This window comes from Mycobacterium sp. IDUB_1 (genome assembly GCF_055419625.1).
Map to the genome: position 1 here is coordinate 505,638 of NZ_JBVAYA010000003.1, position 23,427 is coordinate 529,064.

Sequence of the window (23,427 nt, forward strand, 5' to 3'; positions counted from 1 at the left end):
CTTGGCATCACCGACGACCGGGGAAGAGTGGCGCGAGTACTGCACCTACGAGCCCACCCCGGACGCCCAGCGACCCTCTTTGAGTTCGGACGACATCAAGGCTCTCGGCACCGTCGAAAGGTCGGCGTACAACGAACGGCGGATCGACTACCTGAACGAAGAACGCATCTTCCCTACCCGGGACCTGACCCGAATCCTGAACCACGCACGGCGACTGCTTCGCAGATCACGAGCTAAGAAGTTCGTCGCCAGGCCAGGCATCCGGGTATCCGGCGAACCCAGGACCGGCAAGACCACCGATGTGATGGCCGCCGGAAAGCGACTGGACGCCGAAATACGACGAGCCTGCGGCCGGGAGAACGACCTGTCCTTCCTGCCTGTCGTCTACACCACGATTGCCACGGCAACGACGACGAACAAACTCTGGGTGCGCCTCGCCGACTTCGTCGGTGCACGCGAGCTGCGAGGTAGCAATGCCGACGAGCGACTCGTGGACCTCGCGCGACTACTAAAGAGCCTCGGCACCAAGTTCGTCATCCTCGATGACGTCCAACGCCTCAACACCGACCGCGCAGCAGGAGCGGAAGTAGCCGACAACATCAAGACTTTCGCCGAGAATCTGGACGCAACAATGCTCTTCGCAGGAATCTCACTGGAGACCGCTCCCCTGTTCAGCGGCGAGAACGGAGAGCAGTGGCGCAAACGCACCCGGCCAGTAAACCTAAGCAACTACTCACTCTCAAATGACACCGACCACAAAGAGTGGGTGCAGCTCGTCGCATCCTTCGAACGCATTCTCCCCCTCCCCCTGCACGAGCACGGAATGCTCCAAAGCCATGCAGACTACCTCTACCACCGCACTGGAGGATCCATCGCATCGCTGAGTGATCTGATCATCGACGCCATACTCAACGACAAACGTCGGTGGTGCCGAGTGCCCGCCGGCCATTGCCGCTGCCGGTGCCACCGATTGAAGCGGAAACGTTGAAGAGCTATCTCCGACGGGTCACGGAGTCGAACCTCCTCAGACCAGACTGGCTTTCGAAAGTGTCCCGAAAGAGCCGATTTGTCGTTGACCTCATTGAGATTACCGGGTTTACCGAGCGATCCTTGTTATCAGCCCTTCCCGAATTGCGCACACCGCAGCTGATCAAAGACTGGCCGCATCTGGTCGGACTAGTCTCGAAGAGAGCGGGAGTTCGCTCTGCATGCACCCACTGCGTCGCCGCACGAAGTCGAACTCGCAACCGAAGGCAAGCTGTAACTGTCTTTGCCTGTCACGAAGAGCTCGTCTGTCTCACTCATCAACGTTGGGTCGGAAGCTACGGCTTGAGATGCACTGCACATGAACAGTTCTCAGTATCCCGTTGCCCCGATATAGCATTGGCGAACCTTGCCCACCGGAGGCTCATCAAGAAATGGGGACGTGGACCTGCATTCTCCTGTTTCACCGCGTCCCTCATCTGTTTCTCCACTTGGGCCGAGTGGCCAGCGGTGTGCCGCGCTCCCGACATCCAGCACCGGAAATCTGCACTCGGCATTTCCGCCGATGAAGCCCCGTTGACACCACGGCAGATCGCCGCCTGGTACCCGAACGCCGTAGCCTTAGCCGAGCTTATTCTGACACAGCGCCACGAGCTTGTGGGGAAACGATATAGGTCCGCGGATGTGTTAGCAGAGGGTCTTATTCGTCTTCGCAGCATCGTGCCGGGCCTATCCCCCAGCGGAGCTTACGATCCCTTCCGGTACGCAATCCTTGCTGAACCTGAAGTTCTACCCACAGAGGTCGAAGTTATGCCAGGCCGCCGCAACGCGGCGCGTCACGTGGTGGATGCGTGTAGCGCCTTCATGCCGAATACATGAAAAAGCCCTTGCGCCAACCAGTATCGCTGACACCGAGCGACCGTGGACCGAAGTGTGCTCCCCGTGTCGGCTACAAACCCCACCGCTGCTTCGTTGACCGATGATCGATCCTTCGCTGCCGCGCATCAGCATCACCGAACTGCGCCGACATTTCAGCCGGATAATCGGTGAAGCGGAACAGGGACGGACCTTCGTCATCACCAGGCGGGGGCGTGATGTCGCTGTGCTCGTTCCGGCCGAGCGCTTTGCGGACGAAGATCTGCGTCAATGAGTGAACCTTATGGTTGTCTGCACAGCCGGTGGAGTCCAGCCGACCAAGACAGGACCGTGAGCATTATGGGGGGTCATGCGACACCCAGTATCGCGAACGAACTTCGACCACAGTGCTTGCTATCGCGACGGTCTTCACCCGCCTACCAAGCACGGCCGCCAGTGGTGCCGAACTAACGGTCCCGCCAGTCGAGCGGGGGCGTATGTTCAACCCGCCGCCGCGGCGTCACCGCCGGCCACACCGCGGGGCGACACCGCTCCCGCCGATGTGCGCCGACGCCGTGCAGCGGCCGTTAAGCGATACCAGCCTGACAAGGTTCGGCTCCTGCTGGTGGCACAAGCGCCACCCAAGGCCGACGACCGCTACTTCTACTTTCCCGACGTAGCGCGGCACGACTGGCTGTTCCGGGCGGTCGCGCGGGCGATCCTGCCCCACGCCGCGCCGACCCGGACCAACAAGGCGTCCCTGCTGGCGCAGCTGCGCGACCGCGGCGTGTTCCTGATCGACCTCAACCCCGACCCCGTCGACGGGTCCGACTTGTCGCCGTATGTGTCCGCGCTTCTCAACCGGATCGTCGAGCTGGAACCCGAGCGCATCATCCTGATCAAGGCCGACGTGTACCGCGCGGTTTATCCAGCGTTGGCCGCCGCGGGCCTCCCGGTCAGCGAGATGCGGATCCCTTTTCCCTCCTCCGGGCGACAGAAAGAATTCGAGACCGCGTTCGGTCGGGCGCTCGCGGGCGAGTGACCGTGCGCGATGTCAACCCGCCTCGGTAGCGTCGATCCTTATGGGGCCGGACGACTTTTTCGAGGAGACCGAGACAGTCAGTCCGTGGTCGAGTGAACCGACCATCACGACGAAGTTGCGGAAGAACTTCCTCAACGAGCTGCGTGCGGGTCCTGTGGCGGGTACGGACGATCTTGACGCGGCAGTCGCGCTGACGCACCTGGTGTGGGATGACCTGATTGCGTTCGGTACGGGCGGGGGCAACACCCTCGACGACAAGGAGCTCACCCTAGCCCAGCGCGCCCTCACCGCAACCCTGTCGCGCATCGGCATCGCATTGAGCTTCCCGTGGAGAGACTTCAGCACGTTCAAGGCGCACTGGCTGCGCAACGGCTGCTCGGGCTCGTGGCAGGCCCGCCGCGAACTCCTCAACGAGTTATTCGCCCCGGTTCAGGTGGAACTCGATCGGCAGGAGGAGGCGCAGTTTCGGGCCGTGAACGCCGAGGCGGTGTCACCGCACACCAAGACGGGCTGGCCCAAAGTGGACGAGGAGCTCACCGAGCTTCGCCGGCGCTTTCGGACCGCCACCACGACGCAGGACTACCGCGACGTGGGCAACCGCGCCGTCGGCGTACTGGAGGCACTCAGCCGCACCATCTACGACCCCTCCGTGCACCTCCGAGATGGCGAGGCCGAGCCGCCGACCGACAAAACCAAGCAGCGACTTGGCCGATATGTCGAGGATTCCCTGGCGGGCAAGGACAACGAGGCGATCCGCGGCGTCGCTAACAAGGTGATTGAACTGGCGCACAGCCTGAAGCACTCCACAGCCCCCACGCGGCGGGAGGCCGGAATTGCTGCGGACTCGGTGATCATGCTCGCGAACATCTTGCGCCGCGTAGATCAGGACTTCTGATTCGGTGAACGCAGCCGGGCCGCCAGGCGCCGGCGTCCGTACCCATAGACTCGGTTGCCGGGACGAAAGGGGGCGGCCTTGGGCGACTTGCACGTGGCGCAGATCAAGCGACGGCTGAAGGACACGACCTACTCTCATATCGACGTCTCCGATCTCGGCAAGCACGGCGCCGACTTCGTCGAGCAAGCTCGATTGACCCGCGCGCTCGCGGCGTTCGTGCTCACCAAGGTGGCAGATCTCAGCGCTGAGGACGCCGCCGCTTGCGTAACCGATGGCCCGGATGACAACGGTGTTGACGCGATCGCATTCGTCGATTCGGAGCCCCCGCGTCTCTATCTGGTCCAGTCGAAGTGGACAGATGCCGGAAACGGCGGAGGCGCGACGCTCGACGAGATGATGAAGTTCCAAAAAGGGTTGTCGGACCTCGTCACGATGAACTGGGTGCGGTTCAACGATAAGGTGGCTCAACGGGTCCCGGAGTTGGACAACGCTTTGCTCAAGACCGACCTTCGCATCGAGGTCATCTTCGTGACGATGGGTACACCACAGGTGGCCCCTGCCGTGGCCGCCCATATGGACGACTGCATCACTACGCTCAACGACCCGACTGAGGTCGCTCTGTTCACGTACCTGAACCAGGGCGCCGTCTATAAGCTTCTCGTCGATGACACCCTCTCAGCTCAGATTGATCTCACCGTCGAGCTGTCGGACTGGGGGCGCCTGGAGGGTCCTCCCGATGCCGTCTACGGCCACGTCGGCGGCGCGGAGGTAGCGGGCTGGCTCCGAGATCACGGACCCCACCTGTTCGACCGCAATGTCCGCTTGGTGCTGTCGAACTCAGAGGTCAACGCCTCCGTCCTGGAGACGATCGAGGAATCACCCGAGCGGTTCTGGTACTTCAACAACGGCGTCACGGCGCTGTGCGAGTCGATCGATAAGGCCCCTGCCGGCGGCACCGAACGTCGACAGGGGACGTTCGGGCTCAAGGGCGTCAGCATCGTCAATGGGGCGCAGACCGTGGGGACTCTCGCGCGGGCCCTGCGGCAGGGAAAGCAGCAGGAACTTGACGCGGTGCGGGTCATGGTGCGGTTCATATCGTTGGAGTCCGTCCCCGACGACTTCGGCAAGCGGGTGACGCGTGCAACGAACACCCAGAACGTCATCGGCGGCCGCGACTTCGTCGGCCTCGATCCCGAGCAGACGCGCCTGCGCGACGACTTCTCGGTCGACGGACTCACTTACGCCATTCGCAGCGGCGAGGAACGCCCGGACCCCGAGAAGGGGTGCGAATTCACAGAGGCCGCGGTGGCCCTCGCATGTGCCCATTCGTCGGGACTTGCCACCCAGGCGAAACGGGAGGTGAGCCGCCTGTGGGACGACACGTCGAAGGCCCCGTATAAGGCACTGTTCAACGCCAGCACCACTTACTTGCGGGTCTGGCGTTCCGTCCAGGTTCTCCGCGCCGTTGAGGCGGAGCTCGACCGGTTGAAGGGTGGGCTGGGCAACCGGGAACGGGGATACGCCGTTCACGGAAACCGTCTTGTCGCCCACGTCGTTTTCGCGAAGCTGGACTCCGCTGGAATCGAGAATCCCGCTGCAGATTGGGACCTCGTCCTTGCGCAGGTCCCCAAGCTGACCGCAAACGCGCTGAACACAATGACTGAGAAGGGGGAGGCCGAGTACAGCGGATACACCGCGAGCTTGTTCAAGAACGCCACGAAGACGGAGCACCTCGCCCGGTTGACCATCGATGCTCCCGCGTCGCCTTCCTGGTGCTCGCGGATCTGGCGTTCTAGTAGCGAGTAAAGGATTCTCAGCTGAGCGCTGCACTAAGCGACCATGCTCCACGCTGTTTGCAGCAGCGCGCAGATCTGGATCATTTCGTCGGCCGGGTCGGGTTTGCCGGCTTTCGCGGCGTCGGCAATGCGGTGCCCGTCGGCAACGAACGACTCCGTCCACAAAGACGGTCAAGCACACCAGGCAGGTCAAACGGTTCCTCCATGCGGGCACCATCTCCGACGGGCACCGACGGTTGTCGGCAAGGTAGCGCATACTGCCCGTTCCACGCATTACGCGGGTCCAGCGCGCCGGAAACACGTCACAACCCGCAACAGCCGAAGCGCAACTAAGTAAGTTGTTCACCAGACACACGACAAGGGGGTGACTCACCGGTGAAGGACGGCCGCTGGGTCACTATCGCCGAGTCGCAGTTCGCTCACGAGAAGCAGGGTCTGGACGCGATCAAGCAGAAGCTGCCGGATGCGGAGCCGTTCCGCGCCTGGGCCAACTTCGAGTTCCGCGACAACCGCGGCCGTTGGCACGAGGTCGACCTGCTGGTGCTGGCTCGCGACAAGCTTTACCTCATCGAGCTTAAGCATTACCGCGGCATCCTGACCGGCAATGATCACCGGTGGCGGCGCAACAACCGCACCGAGGACTCGCCGCTCCTGCTGGCCCGCCGCAAGGCCCAGTACTTCTCCTCGCTGCTCAAAGACGCGATCCGGGAACGCGGTGGCAACGAGGCGGTCAGCAGAATCCCCTACGTCCAGGAGTTGGTGTTCCTGCACCACGAGCAGTTCGTCTGCGACCTGCAACCGAACTCGAAGATCAACCTCTACGGCCTCGACGGCCGCGAAGGCATCACCAAACTGCCCGGCATCTCCAAGGTGCTGCTGGCCCCAGCCAGACACGATCCCATCTCAGAACGGGACAGCCAGCTGATCGCCGGCCTGATGAAGGCCATCGGACTGGCGCCGCGCCGCCAGCGTGAGGTGGGCTCCTGGATCATCGACGACCAGCCGCTGGCCGACGGCGACGGCTGGCAGGACTGGCCGGCGTTTCACCACGTCAACACCGAGGACCATGTCCGCATCCGGTTCTACACCACCAACCCCAGCGCCACGAAGGCCGAGGATCACGCCCGCCGCCAGGCCGTCACCCACGAATACAACCTGCTGCAGCGTCTGACCTACGACGGTCTGCAGGCGCCCAAGGATCTGGTCGACGAACCCGAACTGGGCATCGGCCTGGTGTTCCCGCAACCCAAGTCCGACACCCCGCTGGACCTGTGGCTGGCCGACCACACCCTGTCGTTGGACGCCCAGCTCGACCTGATCGCCCGGCTGGCCGACATCGTGCACTACGCGCACCGCAACCGGGTGGTGCACCGCAGCCTCAACCCGCGCTCGGTAGCCGTCCGGGAACGCGCCGACGCGCTGCTCCCCCAGGTCGTCGACTGGGACAGCGCGGGCATCCTGCCGGCCAACCCCGACACCGCCGTCACCCGGCTCTCAGGTGGTTCGCTGACACTGATGGCCGGCGCCCCCAGCGACACTGCGCGCCTATTCGCCGCCCCGGAAGGCTCGCGGCCCACCGACCCTGCCCGCATCGACGTCTTCGGACTCGGCGCGCTGGCGTTCTTCATCCTCACCGGCGGCACCGCCCCGGCCACCGAACGCGGTGAGTTGATCGACCGGCTGCGCCGCGACCGCGGCCTAGACCTGGCCGCTGAGATGCCCCAGGTCCGGACCCCCCTGCGTCAGCTGGTACTCGACGCCACCAACCCGAGCCCGGCCGACCGCATCGCCGACATCGGCGAGTTCGTCGCCCGGCTCGACGACGTCCGCAACGAGCTGTTGCTAAAGGCCACGGGCACCGACCCGCTGGAAGCGGGGCCGGGCGCCGAGCTCGCCGGCGGCCGGTTCGTCTACCAACGCAAACTGGGCGCCGGCTCCACCGCGGTGGGAATCCTGGTGAAGGACAACCAGGTTGGCGGCGCTCTGCGAGTGCTCAAGGTCGCGAAGGACCCCGACGCCGCCGAAAGGCTGCGCGCCGAAGCCCAGGTGCTGGGCCGCTTCGAGAACGACGACCGGATCGTCACCCTGCACGGCGTGGAAGACGTCGGCGGGCGCACCGCACTGATCCTGCGCTACGCCGGGCGCACCACCCTGGCCGAGGAACTCAACAACCGCGGACGCCTGTCCATCGACGTGCTGCAGCGCTGGGGCACCGACCTGCTGACCGCACTAGTCGCGCTGGAACGCAACGGCGTCACGCACCGCGACATCAAACCGTCCAATCTCGGTGTCTATCAGAGCAGTTCACGCGCCGACACGCATCTGGTGATGTTCGACTTCTCGATGGCCGGGGTGTCGCCGGACAATGTCGAGGCCGGCACCCCGCCGTATCTGGATCCGTTCCTGGGCACCGGCACCCGCCGCCGGTACGACACGGCGGCCGAGCGCTACGGCGCCGCGGTGGTGCTGTTCGAGATGGCCACCGGCGCCACCCCGCACTACGGCCCCGACCCCGGCGCCCACCCGGCCACCGTCGATGACGACGTCGCCGTGGCACCGGCCATTTTCGAGGCCGCCCTGGCCCCGGCGATGGTCGCCTTCTTCACCGCCGCGCTGTCCCGCGACCCTGCCCGCCGACCCGACACCGCCGAGGACATGCTGCGGGCCTGGCGGCAGACCTTCACTGCCGCCGACACCCCCGTCACGCCACAGGCAAACGACGCTGACGCCGAAAAGGCCGACGCCGCAACCGCTTTGAGTGTCTCCGGGCTCAGTGCCCGGGCCGCCTCCGCGCTGGCCTCGGCGGCGGTGACCACCGTCGGGGAGTTGCTGGCGGTGGATTCCACCACCTTGAACCGGCTGGTGGCCCGCGAGGCCAAGGACACCCGCAAGGAGATCGTCGAGCGCTACCGGGCCTGGACCAAACGCCTGGGCAAGCAGCAACCACAGCCGTCGGGCACCGAACTGCGCAGCCTGGACGACACCGTCGCATTGCTGCTGTCGGCGGTCTCGTCGCCGCGGTCGTCGACCACCCGCCGCGACGCGGCCGCCCTGCTGCTCGGCACCACCCCCGGGCTGGACGGCTTCGCCAGCAGCACCGAACTGGCCGAGAAGCTCGGCAAGGCCCCGCAGCGCGGCACCCAGCTGATCAAGGAGTTGCAGGAGGACTGGGCCAACACTCCGGCCACCCGCGAGCTGCTCGACGCGCTGACCGACATCGCCCGCGGGGTGATCGAGGATTTCGGCGGGGTGGCCGCGGTGTCCACGCTGACCGCCGAGATCCGCTCCCGGCTCCCCCGGTCCGGCCTCGGCGGCATCGACCCCCGCGCCGAACGCGCCGCGGCCGGGCTACTGCGGGTTGCGCTCGACAGGCTGCACGAGCACGAGACCGCCTCGGATGAGAAGACTCTGGTGCGTCGACGGCACGGCCGCCGTCTGGCGCTGCTGGCCACCGACGAGATGCTGCTCAGCGCCGCCGAGGCGGCCGCGAAATGCGCCGACGAGCTGGTGTCGGCCGACCCGAACGCCGTCATCCCCGCCGTGCGCGCAGCCGAGACGCTGCGCACCGCGTTCCAGGCCGGGTACACCGCCGTCGCCGACAGCGACACCACCGCCCCGATGCCCAGCGACGGCCGGCTGGTCCGGCTGGCCGCCGCGATCGCCAAACACGCCGCGGTGTCGGGCCGCGGCGAATTGCACAACACCGACATGTCGCCTGCGGCCGCGGTGGCCGAGGCGCTGCGCGGGTTGGCGCAGAACGAGTCGCTGTCGGCCTCGCAGATTCGCAGCCGGGTCACCGCCCGCTTCCCCGAACTGGACAAGGTGCCGCAACGCCCGCACCTGGACACCATCCTCGCGCAGACCGCGCTGAACCTGACATGGGACGCCGCCCGCGAGGTCTACTGCTTCGCCGACGCCGAACCGCCCAGCGCCACCAGCATGCACACCCGGCAGCCCACCGCCCTGCCCGCGACCGGCGAGACGGTGGCGGACGTCGATCAGGCAGCCAACGCGGTTGCCCTGTTGCGTCGATCGCTCGACGAAGCCGGGTTCGTGGCCGTCGGGGTGCAGATCCCGCGCGACCGGCCCGGTGACCACGAGCGGGTGGCGCAACACCTGGCCACGACCTACGGCGGCGAGCTGGTGGACGTGACCACAGAGTTGATCGTGGGCATGCAGAAGCTCGCCGACGAGCGCGGCATCCCGTGGGATCTGATCCGGGGGGCTGATGCCGCGGAGGCCACCGCCCGCGACGCTCAAGGCCTGCGGGCGGTGATCGACCGGGTGGCCCCGGCGCTACGGGAGAAGTTGCGGGCAGCGGTGTTCGATGGGCTGCGCAGCGCTTCGCCGCTGATTCTGACCGAGGTGTCCCCGCTGGCCCGCTACGGACATCTGGACCTGCTCGCCACGCTCAGCGATCTGGCCGCTCCGCGCCGGCGACCCGTGTGGGTGGTGCTGCCGCAGCTGCGGGGACAGGTCGGGGCGCTGGTGGACCGCAAGCCGATCCAATTGGGGTCGCCGGGTGGTCAGTTTGTGTTGTGGCGGGACGCACTGGATGCGGTTCCAGCTGTTGGTGATGGGGAGACGACGTAATGGGTTGGGCTGCAGCGGAACTGGTGACCGCGCTGAAACGTCAAGTGTTGGTGTTGGAGAGCGATCTGCGGGCGCGTGTTGACGGCGATGACGAGCACGCACGTCAGAAGGATGTGCTCGAAGCGTGGCGGTGCGACTACGACGCGGCGTTCGCCGCGCAGCGCACCGCCGCGACCTGGCTGGAGTGGCGCAACGACCGGGTGACGCAGGCGGCCGTGGCCTGGGTGCTGTTGACGGTGTTCGCCCGCTACTGCGAGGACAACGCGCTGCTCTCCCCGCGCTGGATCGGCGGCGCCGACGCCGATCACCGTGCCCAGGCACTCGACGCCCGCCGCGCCTACTTCCAGCAGCATCCCGAGCACACCGACCGGGAGTGGCTGAGCCAGATCATCGGCCACTTCGGCAAGTTCACCGCGACGGCCGGGCTGGTGGACCGGTTCTCGCCGCTGCATCTGGTGGCGCCCTCCGGTGACGCGGCTCGTGCCCTGCTCGAGTTCTGGTGGCAACAGGACGGTGATGGGCAACCCCTCTACGGGTTCGCAGGGGTGGACACCCGCTTCCTGGGCGACGCGTACCAGGACCTGTCCGAGCACGCCAAGAAGACCTACGCACTGTTGCAGACCCCGGAGTTCGTCGAGGAGTTCATCCTCGGCCAGACCATGGAACCCGCGCTGGCCGACCGCCCGCTCGAAGGGTTCACCATCATCGACCCGACCTGTGGCTCAGGGCATTTCCTGCTCGGCGCGTTCGCACGCCTGCATGCACGGTGGCAGCGCGAAGCCCCGGCACTCGGTACGCGGGAACTGGTCGCTAAGGCACTCGACGGCATCTACGGCGTGGACATCAACCCGTTCGCGGTGGCGATCGCCCGCTTCCGCCTGCTGGTCGCCGCGCTGCACGCCGCGGGCGACAGCAGCATCGAACAGAACATCGGCTACACCCCGCACCTGGCCGCCGGCGACAGCCTGCTGTGGGGAGCCAATCAGCAACTGCTGCCCGAAGACCTGTTGGCCGCGCCAGCGATCCGCGCCGATGCCACCGAAGACGCCGACGCGCTCAAGAGCATCCTTCAGCGCGAACACGACGTGGTAGTGGGTAATCCGCCGTACATCACACCGAAGGATGCCGCGCTCAATGCGACCTACCGGCAGCTGTACACCACCACGCATCGGCAGTACGCGCTGACGGTGCCGTTCATGGAGTTGCTCTTCCGGCTGGCGCACGGATCGGCTGGCACACGGCCCGCAGGGTGGGTTGGACAGATCACCTCCAACTCATTTATGAAGCGGGAGTTCGGCTCAAAGCTCATCGAGGAGTTCTTGCCGACCATCGACCTACGCGAGGTGATCGACACCTCAGGCGCGTACATACCCGGCCACGGAACGCCCACGGTGATCGTCGTGGGACGAAAGCAGCGGCCATCATCGGACATCGTGCGTGCGGTACTCGGGATTCGCGGCGAGCCTGGCCGACCTGACGAGCCCGCGAAAGGGCTTGTGTGGTCAGCTATTACGGATCACATCGCTGAGCCTGGTTTCGAAGGTGCCTATATCAGTGTGGGCGATCTTCCACGCCTTACATTTGCCAGTCATCCATGGAGCCTTTCGGGCGGCGGCGCTGTACAGCTTCAGCAACAGATCGACAATCACACAGCGCAGCTCGGCGAGCGAATCCTTGTGGTGGGGCGCACTACACATACCGGTAGCGACGATGCCTTCTACTTGCCGGCGGCAGCCTCAAAGACACTGCGTCTGACGAATGATGTCGTTCCAGTAGTCCTTGGGGAAGGCGTGCGCGACTACACCGTCGTCCCCCAACTCGACACCGTGTTTCCGTACGGCTCGGACGGGGTACCGTCATCCCTCAGCGACAGCGCACTCCGATACCTCTGGCCAAATCGTTCAGTGCTCAGCCAGCGGATCGATTTCCAGCAGACACCCGAAGAACGTGGGTTGCGCTGGATAGATCATTCGATGTTCTTCCCTCAGAGGTTCAGAAGCCCACTCTCCATCGCCTTCCCTTTCGTGTCCACGCACAACCACTTCGCACTGGATCGCGGCGGGAAGGTGTTCAAACAGACGGCGCCTGCAATCAAGCTGCCCGCGGGCGCGTCGGTCGAGGATCATCTGCGACTGCTCGGCGTACTGAACTCATCGGTAGCCTGCTTCTGGCTCAAGCAGAACAGCCACAACAAAGGCGAAGGCGGCGGAGCACGCGTCGAAGCCGGCTATGCGGCTCGCGGCGAGGCGTGGCGGGAGAGCTACGAGTTCACCGGAACGACCCTGAAAGATTTTCCGTTACCTGCCAACACGCCAGTGGAACGCGGCAAACTGCTCGACGGGCTCGCGCATGAACTGCAAGAGCAATCGCCCGCCGAACTCGCCAAGCGCGAAACTCCCACCGCCGCAGCTCTCGAAGATGTACGGGCAGCGTCAAATCATCTGCGCGCCTTGATGATCGCGAATCAGGAGGAACTCGACTGGGAGTGCTACTGCATGTATGGCTTAGTCGACGAAGACCTCTCTTACGCCGGCGATCTGCCGGAGGTCGCGCTCGGTGAACGGGCTTTCGAGATTGCTCTGGCCCGCCGGATGAAGGACGGGGTGGAGTCGACCTGGTTTGTCCACCCACTGCAAGCATCCACCCCCATTGTCGACGTCCCCGACCACTTCCCCGCCGACTACCGCGCTCTACTGCAGCGCCGACTGGACGCCATCGAATCCAATCCGCACATCCGCCTGTTGGAGCGCCCAGAGTACAAGCGTCGCTGGGCATCCGAGCCGTGGGACAAGCAGGTCGAGTCCGCACTGCGCGACTGGCTGCTCGACCGGGTGGAGGACCGTGCGTTGTGGTTCGACCGGGACGACCGCCCGACGCCGCAGTCGGTGGCGCAGCTGGCCGATGTGCTGGACCGTGACGCGGACTTCCGATCGGTGCTACGGCTGTGGGCCGGTGAACCGAACGCCACCACCGGTGCCGCGCTGGCGAAACTGCTTGCCGACGAAGCGGTTCCGTTCCTGGCCGCCTACCGGTACAAGCCCTCCGGTCTGGACAAGCGTGCCGCCTGGGAGGACACCTGGGCGCTCCAGCGCCGGGAAGACGCCGGCGAGAAACTGCCCTCCCCCATCCCGGTGCCGCCGAAGTACAAGCCCGCCGACTTCGCCAAGGGCTCCTACTGGTCGCACCGCGGCAAGCTCGACGTCCCCAAAGAACGATTCGTCGGCTACCCGGCCGCCGGGAGGGACACCGATGCCACCGAGCTGCTGGGCTGGGCCGGCTGGGACCACGCCCAACAGGCGCTGGCTCTGGCGTCGCTGATCAGCGCACGGATCGACGAGGGCTGGGACACCGCCCGGCTCGTACCGCTGCTGGCCGGCCTCAACGAGCTGGCGCCGTGGGTGCGGCAGTGGCACAACCAGATCGACCCGGAGTACGGCGAATCGGTGGCCGACACCATCGACGCCGAGCTGACCTCACGCCTGAATGAGCATCACCTCACGGTGACCGACCTGACCAGTTGGCGGCCGCAACCGGCCCGCCGCGGTCGAAGGGCAGCCCGCACATGACCGTCCTCCTTCGTGACGTCATCGACATCCCCGAGCGCGTCGGCAGCGACGATTACGTGCTGCGGCTGACCGACAGCACCGATGACGACGCCCACATCGCCGCCACCCTGGACGCCTACGTGCTCACCGAGTCGTTACGCGAGAACTTCGATGCCGCGTTGGATCTGGTGGCCGACGCGGTCAACCAGAACACCTCCCGGGCGGCGTACCTGACCGGGTCGTTCGGCTCCGGTAAGAGCCACTTCATGGCCGTGCTGTACGCGCTGCTGGGCAACCATCCCGCGGTGCGGACACCGAAGTTCCAGGCGCTCACCGGGCACTACGACGGCGAACTGGCCGGCAAGAAGCTGCTGCGGCTCACCTACCACCTGCTCGGCGCCACGTCCCTGGAGCAGGCCGTGCTGCGCGGCTACGTCGACCAGATCACCCGACTGCATCCCGAGGCTCCGCTACCGGCGGTGCACCTGTCCGACAAACTGCTCACCGACGCCGAGAACCTGCGCGACAAGATGGGTGACGAGCAGTTCCTGGCCGGGCTGGCCGGCGGTAACGGCGGCGGCAGTGGCGATCCGTGGGGCGGGCTGATCGGCGGCGGCTGGGACCTGCCTCGCTACCGGGGTGCGCTGGCCGCCGGCCCGGAGGATCCCGAACGCCGGGAACTGGTGTCGGCGTTGGCGGGCAGCTACTTCGGGTCGTTCACCGAGACCGCCGACTACGTCGACCTGGACCGCGGCCTGGTCGTGATCTCCGAGCACGCCGAGGCACTCGGCTACGACGGGGTGGTGCTGTTCCTCGACGAACTGGTGCTCTGGTTGGCGTTCTCGGTGCGTGACACCGAATTCTTCGCCCGCGAATCGCAGAAAATCACCAAACTGGTCGAATCGTCGGGGCGTCAACGCGCCATCCCGCTGATCTCGTTCATCTCCCGGCAGATGGACCTGCGCAAGTGGTTCGCCGACGCCGGGGCCTCCGGCGCCGAGCAGGACGCACTCGACCGTGCCTTCCAATACCAGCAGGGCCGGTTCCGTGAGATCGAACTGGGTGATGACAACCTGGCCGAAGTCGCCCACGCGCGGCTGCTCAAGCCGAAAGACGAAGCCGCCCAGGAGATCCTGAACAAGGCGTTCGCCGATCTGACCCGCAGCCCGGAGGTCTGGGAGGTGCTGCGCGACAGCCTCAACGCCGACGACAAGCACCGCGGGGCCTCGGAAGCCGAGTTCCGGCTCACCTACCCGTTCTCCCCGGTGCTGGTGTCCACGCTGCGCAACCTGTCCTCGGTGATGCAGCGCGAACGCACCGCACTCAAGGTCATGCAGCGCATGCTGGTCGACCGCCGCGACACCCTGACCGTCGAGGACCTGATCCCGGTCGGCGACGCGTTCGACTACATCGTCGAGGGCAGCGAACCCATCGACAGTCACGCCAAGAACATGTTCGACGCCGCCCACGACCTGTACCGCAACCGGCTGCTGCCCACACTCCTGGACAAGCACGGGGTGAGCATCGAACAACTCGACACCGACCCCGACTCGGTGCCGCGCGGGTTCCGCGGCCAGGAACGCATCGCCAAAACCCTTCTGTTGTCGGCGATCGCCCCGAATGTGCCCGCGCTGCGCGACATCACCGCCGCCCGGTTGGCCGCACTGAACCACGGCTCCATCAAGGCGATGGTCGCCGGCGGCGAATCCCGGGTGGTGCTGGGCGTGGTGCGCGACTGGGCGCAGAAGGACGCCCCGGAGATCAGCGTCTCCGACGGCGCCAGCCCGGTGATCCGGGTGCAGCTCGCCGAGGTCGACTACCAGTCGGTGCTGGATCGTATTCGCGCCGAAGACAATTCGGGGCGCCGCCGCGCGCTGCTGCGCCGGCTGATCCACCAGGCGCTCGGCGTGGGCACCGCCCAGGACGATCTGGGCGGAGCGGCCACCCGCACCGTCATCTGGCGCGGTTCGCGCCGCGAGGTCGACATCGTGTTCGGCAACGTTCGCGACGCCGCGTCGCTGCCCGAGCAATCGTTCGACGCCCGGCCCGGCACCTGGCGGGCGGTGGTGGACTACCCATTCGACGAGGCCGGATTCACCAGCGCCGACGACATCAACCGCATCGACCGGTTGCTGGCCGGCGGCGACCGGCACACCGTGGTGTGGCTGCCCCGGTTCTTCACCGAGTCGGCGATGGAGGACCTGGCGCTGCTGGTGAAGCTGGACTGGCTGTTCACCGGCAGCGGAGACCGCTGGACCGAGAACTCCAATCACCTCTCGGCCACCGACCGCGCCCAGGCCCTGGGCATCCTGAAGAACCTGGAGAGCGGCACCCGCACCGGCTTCGACAACCTGCTCAAGCAGGCCTACGGCATCGAACCGGCCGACTCGAAGCGCATCACCGCCGACTCCCAGCAGTTCGACGTGCTGACCTCGCTCAGCCGCGACTTCCAGCCGCAACTACCGCCAGCGGCGAACCTCGAGAACGCATTCCTCAACATCATCGACCAGGCGTTCAGCGCCACCTACCCCAACCATCCGCAGTTCGATCCCGCCAACAGCGAGGTCACCGCCCGCAATTTCGAAACCGTCCGCGATTACGTCGAGCAGGCCAGCACCCACCGCGACGGCCGGGTACCCACCAACCCGGGCGCCGACCGCACCGCGGTGCGCCGCATCGCCGGCCCACTGCGCGTCGGCAAGGCCACCGAGGACCACTTCCTGTTCGACCAAACCTCGTTCGACTACTGGGCCACCGAATTGGATCGGGCTGCCCAAAACGCCGAGCCGGTGACCGTCGGCGCGCTGCAAACCCACATCGAGGCACTGTCCCCGGCGTGGGGGCTGCGGCCGGAGGCCCGCGATCTGGTGGTCAGCGCCTGGGCGCTGCTGCGCAAGCGGGCCTGGTTCGAGGCGGGCAGCGCCATCACCGCGCCACCGCTCGGCCGGATGCGGCCCAACATCGAACTGCGCGCCGAACAACTCCCCGAACAGCAGGCCTGGGACGACGCCCGCGCCAACGCCGCCAAACTGTTCGGCTACACCATGGCCCGCACATACCTCACCGGCGCCAACGTCGCCGACTTCGCCACGCAGGTCCGCACACACGCCACCGAAGTGGGCACCAAACTGGGGCACCTGGTCGACGAACTGCACAAGGCCTACGGCCGGTTGGACGCCGTCGCCGGTGCCGACGACCGGCTGACCGCCGCACGGGCGCTGCACGACGCGGCCGACACCCTGTCCCGCACTGCGGGAAACGTCGCGGTGATCGACGCCCTGGCTGGTGTCGGGCTGCCGGTGGCATTGGAGACGGCCGGACAGATCGGCGCCGACGCACCCCGCGATAGCGTCACGCTGCGCAACTTCAAGTGGCCGCTGGTGGAGGTGCTCAAGACCGGCGGTCGCACCGGTGGCGATGTCGGTGACCGTGCCAACGCGATCTGGAAGTCTCTCCAGGAGGCGGTGTCGATCCCGGGCCGCTCGCTGTCTGACGACTTGACCGCCGCCGAAAGCAAACTGGTGCACTGGGTGGTCGAACGCGAACCCGTCACCCCGCCTCCGCCGCCGCGGCCACCCGCGCCGACAGTGACGGAACGCGACCGGGTGCTGCGCAACACTGACGACCTCGCTGGGCTGCAGAGCGAGATCACGGCGGCGCTGCAGGATTCCGGCAAGAAGGTGCACGTGCGCTGGTGGCTGGAATGAGTCCCCTCACCGCCACCGAGCCCATCATCCGGGCCCGCTTGGACAAGGCTGCCGCCAAACGCTACCGCCGGGGCGTGCTCGGTCTACGAGCCGAACCACGTTGGGCCGGAAACTCGTTCGACCACAAAGGTATCCCGGTGAGGGTGGTGCCCTGCCCATCGGTCCTAGCGATCTGGGAGGCCATCGACACCCGCGACGCCGACGGCTGGACCGTGGTGCTCACCGACGTCGATGACGACGAGCTCGGCGACACCGTGCTGGCGCACCTGCTGGACGGCCGACTCATCACCCCCGACCCGTGGGATGCCCTGCGCGGCAACTTCTCGGCCACCACCATCGAACCCGCGCTCTACCGGGGGGTGGCCAACGACCGCGCGGTGGCCAACGGTCTGCTCGCCGTGCTGTCCCCCGACTCCTACACCCCCGCCCCCGGCGGGGTGCTGACCCGCGACCACGCCATGACCACCCTGGCCCGCGACGTGCTCGAGATCGTCAAGGACACCGACGTCGAAGTGGACTCGCTGGCAATCTTGGAGTGGACCCGTTCAGCGGACACCCCGACCAACCTGGCCGACCTACGGGCCCGCGGCGGTACCGACCTGTTCGACGCGGCGGCCAGCTGGCTGGGCAGCCGCGCGGGCCTGCTGGCTGAGCCGCTGGCAGCCCTACTGAGCACCGGCCGGATCAACGAATTGGTGCCGCTGGGGGTGGTCGCGGGGCTGTTCTGCCAGGACGACACCACCGACCCTAAAGCGCTCGGGATGTTCCTGGGCCACTACGGGCTGACCAGCCTGGGTTCCGAAGCCCTGCACGCCTGGTACACCAGTGCCCGCGGCCTGGTCACCACCGCCCTCAAAGACCCGCACACCGTGCTGCAGGCCGCCGCATCGATTGCCAACGACCTGCGAATCGATACTGCCGCAGCATCATCGGATCTGATGCCGCAAGGGTTGAATGCCCGCATCAATGCGCTGGCCGACGCCCTGACCGAGGCGCTGCCTCAGGCACTGCCCGCCGACCTGGACGCGGCACTGATCACTCCCGCCGTTCACGCCCGGATCGAGGCGCAATGGGCCGAGGTCAACCGGCACTTCCTGGCTGCCGACTCGCATACCGTCGACGCGTTCTCCGGGGCAGTCCAGCTGTCCCGTTGGTTGGCCTCTCCGGTCAGTGTCGCCAACGGGTTGCCCGAGGCCGTCACCGCCTACCTTGCTCGCGACTCCTGGGTGGACACCGCGCTGACCAAGACGCGCCGGGGCGCTGACCAGCCGACGGCTGCGGCTGCGCTACGCGTTGTCATCGACACCGTACTGGCGCGGCGCGCCCGCCATGACCGGGTGTTCGCCCACACCTTGGCCGATGCACCCAAACCCCGAGTGCCGGTGGTGGAGAACGTGCTGCGCGAGGTGGTGGTGCCCATCGCCCGCCAGACCCCGACGCTGCTGGTGGTGGTCGACGCGCTGTCGGTGGCGGCGGCCAACGATCTGGTGACCGCCATCCAGCAGGACGGCTGGACGGAAGTGTCCACCGACGGCCGCCGCGGCGGTGCACTGGCCGTGCTGCCCACGCTCACCCGGCGCAGTCGCTGCTCGCTGCTGTGCGGCGAATTGTGCGAGGGCGCCGACGACGTCGAACGCAGGGGCTTTCTGGCGCTGATCCGCGACGCCCACCTGGAAGCCACCGGCGGCGGCCCGGACCCGATCTTCCACAAGGCGGCGCTGGACGCGATCACGGCCGGCGCCTCGCTGGCCACCGATGTCACCAACGCGCTGGCCGACACCGACCACCGACGGTTGGTGGCGGTGGTGCTCAACTACATCGACGACACCCTGCATCACACCGATCCCGGCGGCACCGACTGGACCATAGACACCATCGCACACCTGCGCGCCCTGCTCGGTGCGGCCCGCAGCGCCGGGCGTGCCGTGGTGATCACTTCGGATCACGGGCACCTGATCGACTACGGCACCGGCGCCAAAGTGGACCGGGCCAACACCTACGGCCAACGCGCACACGGTGATCTCGCGAATCTCGACCCCGACCGCGAAGTCGCGGTCGAAGGCCCGCGGGTGCTCACCGACACCCATCGGGTGGTCCTGGCCGTCGACCCAGACATCCGCTACGGCGCACGCAACGCCGGCTACCACGGCGGCGCCGCCCCGGCCGAGGCGATTGTGCCGGTGCTGGCATTCGTGGCGGGCCAACTCCCAGCATGGGCCCAGCAGGTGGCCGCGGTCGAACCGAGTTGGTGGCACGCGGGCACGCCGGCGCCGATTCCGGCACTCACAAAGCAGGGCGGCGCCCCGAGCCTATTCGACGTTGAGGAACCGGCCCGGGTGAACCCGTTGCCCGCCAAGGTGATCAGCAGCAGGGTGTACGCAGCGCAGCTCAAGCTGGCCGGGCGCATCGTGGTCACCGACACCCAGATCAAGACACTGTTGGCAGAGCTGTTGGCCGCCGGTGCGCGCGAGCTCACCCTGGCCCAGGCTGCGGCCGCGCTGGGAGTGGCAACCGCCGGCGTAAACGGGGCGTTGATGCAGACCAAGCGGGTGCTCGACGTCGAGGGTTACGAGGTGCTGGCCGTCGGCGGCGGCGTGGTGAAGTTGGACGAGGCCGCGCTGCGCGAGCAGTTCGGGGTGTCGGCGTGACGGTGTCCGCGCGGAGACGCCGGGAAATCCTCGACGCGTTGCGCCGCGGCACCGTGCCGTCCAACGGCCTGGATCAGTTGGCTGTCGGACTGGGCCGCTTCGAAGCCGAACTGGACAATGAACTCGATGTCGTCGCCGCCGGTGGTGCGGTGTTCAAGGCGGTTCGGGGCGAATATGGTTCGGGTAAAACGTTTTTCGCGCGCTGGCTGGGCGACCGGGCGATGAAAAAGGGTTTCGCCGTCGCCGAGGTGCAGATCAACGAGATCGACACCCCGCTGCACAAGCTGGAGACGGTGTACCGGCGCAGCATCGAATCACTACGTACGGCGTCGGTACCCCCGAGCGCACTGCGCCCCATCCTGGATGCCTGGTTGTTCACCATCGACGACGATGCCCGCCAGCAGGGCGTCGAAGTCGACGTACTGTTGGAGCGCCGGCTCGCCGATGTGGCCGCCCGCGCCCCGGTGTTCCCGATGGCGATCCGGGCCTACCGCCGCTTCGTCGCCGAGGACGACCATGACAGCGCCGATGCGCTGGTGGCCTGGCTCGGCGGGCAACCGCACGTGGCGGCCGCGGTCAAACGCAAGGCCGGCATCAAGGGCGACCTCGATCATTATCTTGCGCTGGGATTCTTGCGTGGCCTGCTGGCGATCCTGGCCGATGCCGGCCACCCGGGCCTACTGCTGGTGCTCGACGAGGTCGAGACGTTGCAGCGGATCCGCAGCGACGCCCGCGCCAAAGCGCTGAACGCGTTGCGGCAGTTGATCGACGAGGTGCACGACGGCCATTTCCCCGGCCTGTACCTGTTGATCACCGGCACCCCGGCCTTTTACGAAGGACGCCAGGGCATTCCCCTATTGCCGCCGCTGGCCGACCGGCTACACACCGACTTCGCCAAAGATCCGCGCTTCGACAACCCGCGGGCGCCGCAGCTCCGGCTGACGGGTTTCGACCCGGCACGTCTGGTCGAACTCGGCGGCCGGGTGCGCGATCTGTATCTGGCCGGGATCAGTGATCCCGCCCGGGTCGCCGGCGTGGCCGATGACACCTTCCTGGAACAGTTCGCCGCAGCAGTGGCCGGTGAACTCGGCGGCAGGGTGGGCATTGCGCCACGGCTGTTCCTGCGCAAGCTGGTGGACGTGCTGGACAAGATCGAACAGTTCCCCGACTTCGACCCCTACTCTGACTACGAGGTCAAGATCGCCCCCGCCGAGCTGTCCGACGCCGAACGGGCCGCACTCACCGCGGACGACGTTCCGCTCGATCTGTGATGGACGCCTTCGATCAGCTACATCCCGGGGTGCAATACCACCTAGCCAACACATTGCGGTGGAACGGATTACGGCCTACCCAGGCTGCTGCTGTGGAACCAGTCTTGGCAAGCTCCGATGCTGTGGTGTTGGCACCCACCGCCGGTGGAAAAACCGAGGCCGCGATGTTTCCGCTGCTGTCCCGGATGGCCACCGAGGACTGGCAGGGCTTATCGGTGCTATACGTGTGTCCCCTGCGCGCGCTGCTGAACAACCTGCAGCCGCGCATCGACGGGTACTGCCGTTGGCTGGGCCGCTCGGCCGCGGTGTGGCACGGCGACGTCAGTCAGGCGCAACGCCAGAAGATTCTGACTGAACGCCCGGACGTGCTGCTGACCACCCCGGAATCGCTGGAAGCGATGCTGGTGTCCACCAAGGTCGATCCCCGGGTGCTGTTCTCCGGGCTCCAAGCCGTGGTGGTCGACGAGATCCATGCTTTCGCAGGGGATGACCGCGGCTGGCATCTGCTTGCGGTGCTGGAGCGGCTGACGCAGGTGTCGGGGCGGCCTCTGCAGCGGATCGGGTTATCGGCCACCGTCGGCAACCCCGACGAGTTGCTGTCATGGCTGCAAGGCAGCTTCCACTCCCGCACCAGTACGGTCGTGGCGCCCGCGGTGGAAACCCCGGCCGCACCGGACATCACGGTCGACTACGTCGGCTCACTCACCAACGCGGCCACCGTGATTGCGTCCCTGCACGCGGGCGAGAAGCGGTTGGTGTTCGTCGATAGCCGCCGCCAGGCCGAGGAACTCGGTGCTGCGCTGCGCGAGGCCGGCATCGAGGCATACATCTCGCACTCGTCGCTGTCGGCAGCGGAGCGGCGCCGCTCCGAGGCGGCGTTCGCCGATGCTCGTGACACCGTCATCGTCGCGACCTCGACGCTGGAACTCGGCATCGACGTCGGCGACCTGGACCGCGTCATCCAGATCAACTCCACTCGCACGGTGGCGTCGTTCCTGCAACGACTAGGGCGCACCGGGCGACGCCCCGATTCCTCGCGCAACTGTCTGTTCCTCTGCCTGGACGACGAGGCTGTGCTGCTGGCCTCCGGAATGCTGCAGCGATGGTCGCAGGGTTGGGTGGAGCCGGTCACCCCTCCCCCGCATCCGCGGCACATCGCGGCTCAGCAGTTGATGGCTCTGTGCCTGCAGCAGCACCGGATCGGCGTCACGGAGTGGACGCAGTGGTGGGGTGATCTGCCAGTATTCGACGCCTCTGCGTCGAAGATTCTCGAATACCTGGTTGCGGAAGGCTATTTCGAAACAGATGGACCGTTCCTGCACATCGGACCGGAGGCCGAGCGCCGTTTCGGTCGGCGGTACTTCTCCGACCTGACCGCGGTATTCACCGCGCCGCCAGAATTCATCGTGTTGGCCGGTCGTGTCGAGGTCGGCACCATCGGCACCGACCTGCTGACCGAGAGCGTCGACGGCCCACGGGTTCTGCTGCTGGGTGGGCGGTCATGGAAGGTCACGCACATCGACTGGGACCGGCGGCGCTGCTTCGTCGAGGCCGCCGACGGCGGCGGCAAGGCCAAGTGGTCAGGCGTGCCCGGCGGGTTGTCGTATGAAGTGGCCCGCGGAATGCGGGAGGTGCTGCTCGGTTCCTCCCCGGTCGGTGTGACGTTCACCGCTCGGGCTGCCACGGTGCTGGCCGAACTCCGGGCCGGCTTTGCCGACACCGTGGCCGCCGACCGACTGATCGTCTTCCTGCCGAGCGATTCGGCCGGCCGGTGGTGGACCTGGGCCGGCACTGCGGCAAACCGGACGCTGCAGGCGTCCTTGCCTTCCGTGGTCGACCCGCGGCAGCGTATCGACGAGAAGTCAATCAGACTGCTGCCGGGGGTGACCGTGGCCGAGTTCTCGGCAGCGCTCACGGCCGTGGAGTTGCGCGATCCCGAGGTGGACGCTAATGCGTTGCGGGGGCTGAAGTTCTCCGCAGCACTGCCGCCTGAGCTGGCGACGCAGACGCTGGGAGCGCGTCTTGGTGACAAGCAACATGCGAGTGCGGTACTGACAGAGAAGCGGTCCATCACGAGATCAGGAGATTGAG

11 protein-coding genes are annotated in these 23,427 nt (G+C 66.7%); all 11 read left to right on the forward strand.

The window, feature by feature from the left end:
• Position 1 precedes the first annotated feature (1 nt).
• The 11 genes from ACZYYX_RS19705 to ACZYYX_RS19755 all read left to right on the forward strand — a co-directional run bounded on the left by ACZYYX_RS19705 (position 2) and on the right by ACZYYX_RS19755 (position 23,426).
• Entirely contained in the window at positions 2-988 is a 987-nt protein-coding gene (locus ACZYYX_RS19705) for a TniB family NTP-binding protein (protein ID WP_463816280.1), read from the forward strand.
• 975 nt (positions 989-1,963) lie between these two features.
• Positions 1,964-2,134 carry a type II toxin-antitoxin system Phd/YefM family antitoxin gene (locus ACZYYX_RS19710; RefSeq protein WP_463816281.1) on the forward strand — a complete coding sequence of 57 codons (171 nt, stop codon included), beginning with the start codon at positions 1,964-1,966 and terminating at the stop codon, positions 2,132-2,134.
• Between the two features lie 330 nt (positions 2,135-2,464).
• A complete protein-coding gene (locus ACZYYX_RS19715; protein ID WP_463816282.1) occupies positions 2,465-2,881 on the forward strand; it encodes a hypothetical protein in 417 nt (138 codons plus the stop codon).
• A 40-nt stretch (positions 2,882-2,921) separates the two neighbouring features.
• Positions 2,922-3,776 (forward strand): hypothetical protein, encoded by an 855-nt coding sequence (locus ACZYYX_RS19720; protein ID WP_463816283.1) that lies wholly within the window; start codon positions 2,922-2,924, stop codon positions 3,774-3,776.
• 93 nt (positions 3,777-3,869) lie between these two features.
• Entirely contained in the window at positions 3,870-5,582 is a 1,713-nt protein-coding gene (locus ACZYYX_RS19725) for an AIPR family protein (protein WP_463816284.1), read from the forward strand.
• Positions 5,583-5,947: 365 nt separating this feature from the next.
• Complete coding sequence (pglW, locus tag ACZYYX_RS19730; RefSeq protein ID WP_463816285.1) at positions 5,948-10,165, forward strand: BREX system serine/threonine kinase PglW; 4,218 nt, start codon at positions 5,948-5,950, stop codon at positions 10,163-10,165.
• Entirely contained in the window at positions 10,165-13,731 is a 3,567-nt protein-coding gene (gene pglX / locus ACZYYX_RS19735) for a BREX-2 system adenine-specific DNA-methyltransferase PglX (protein WP_463816286.1), read from the forward strand. The genes pglW and pglX overlap by 1 nt, the downstream gene beginning before the upstream one ends.
• Positions 13,728-17,417: a DUF6079 family protein gene (locus ACZYYX_RS19740; protein WP_463816287.1), complete on the forward strand. Its 3,690-nt coding sequence runs from the start codon at positions 13,728-13,730 to the stop codon at positions 17,415-17,417. Before pglX ends, ACZYYX_RS19740 begins: the two co-directional genes overlap by 4 nt.
• A complete protein-coding gene (gene pglZ / locus ACZYYX_RS19745; protein WP_463816288.1) occupies positions 17,414-20,065 on the forward strand; it encodes a BREX-2 system phosphatase PglZ in 2,652 nt (883 codons plus the stop codon). Before ACZYYX_RS19740 ends, pglZ begins: the two co-directional genes overlap by 4 nt.
• Positions 20,062-21,336, forward strand: a complete 1,275-nt coding sequence (gene brxD, locus ACZYYX_RS19750) for a BREX system ATP-binding protein BrxD (protein ID WP_463816289.1) — start codon at positions 20,062-20,064, stop codon at positions 21,334-21,336. The genes pglZ and brxD overlap by 4 nt, the downstream gene beginning before the upstream one ends.
• On the forward strand, positions 21,336-23,426 hold the full coding sequence (locus ACZYYX_RS19755) for a DEAD/DEAH box helicase (RefSeq protein ID WP_463816290.1): 2,091 nt from the start codon (positions 21,336-21,338) through the stop codon (positions 23,424-23,426). Before brxD ends, ACZYYX_RS19755 begins: the two co-directional genes overlap by 1 nt.
• Position 23,427 lies beyond the last annotated feature (1 nt).

Bases quoted from the DNA above. Each gene is read 5' to 3' on its own strand.
- ACZYYX_RS19710 (WP_463816281.1), top strand. From the start codon at position 1,964: ATGATCGATCCTTCGCTGCCGCGCATCAGCATCACCGAACTGCGCCGA.
- ACZYYX_RS19720 (WP_463816283.1), top strand. From the start codon at position 2,922: ATGGGGCCGGACGACTTTTTCGAGGAGACCGAGACAGTCAGTCCGTGG.
- pglX (WP_463816286.1), top strand. From the start codon at position 10,165: ATGGGTTGGGCTGCAGCGGAACTGGTGACCGCGCTGAAACGTCAAGTG.
- ACZYYX_RS19740 (WP_463816287.1), top strand. From the start codon at position 13,728: ATGACCGTCCTCCTTCGTGACGTCATCGACATCCCCGAGCGCGTCGGC.
- pglZ (WP_463816288.1), top strand. From the start codon at position 17,414: ATGAGTCCCCTCACCGCCACCGAGCCCATCATCCGGGCCCGCTTGGAC.
- ACZYYX_RS19755 (WP_463816290.1), top strand. From the start codon at position 21,336: ATGGACGCCTTCGATCAGCTACATCCCGGGGTGCAATACCACCTAGCC.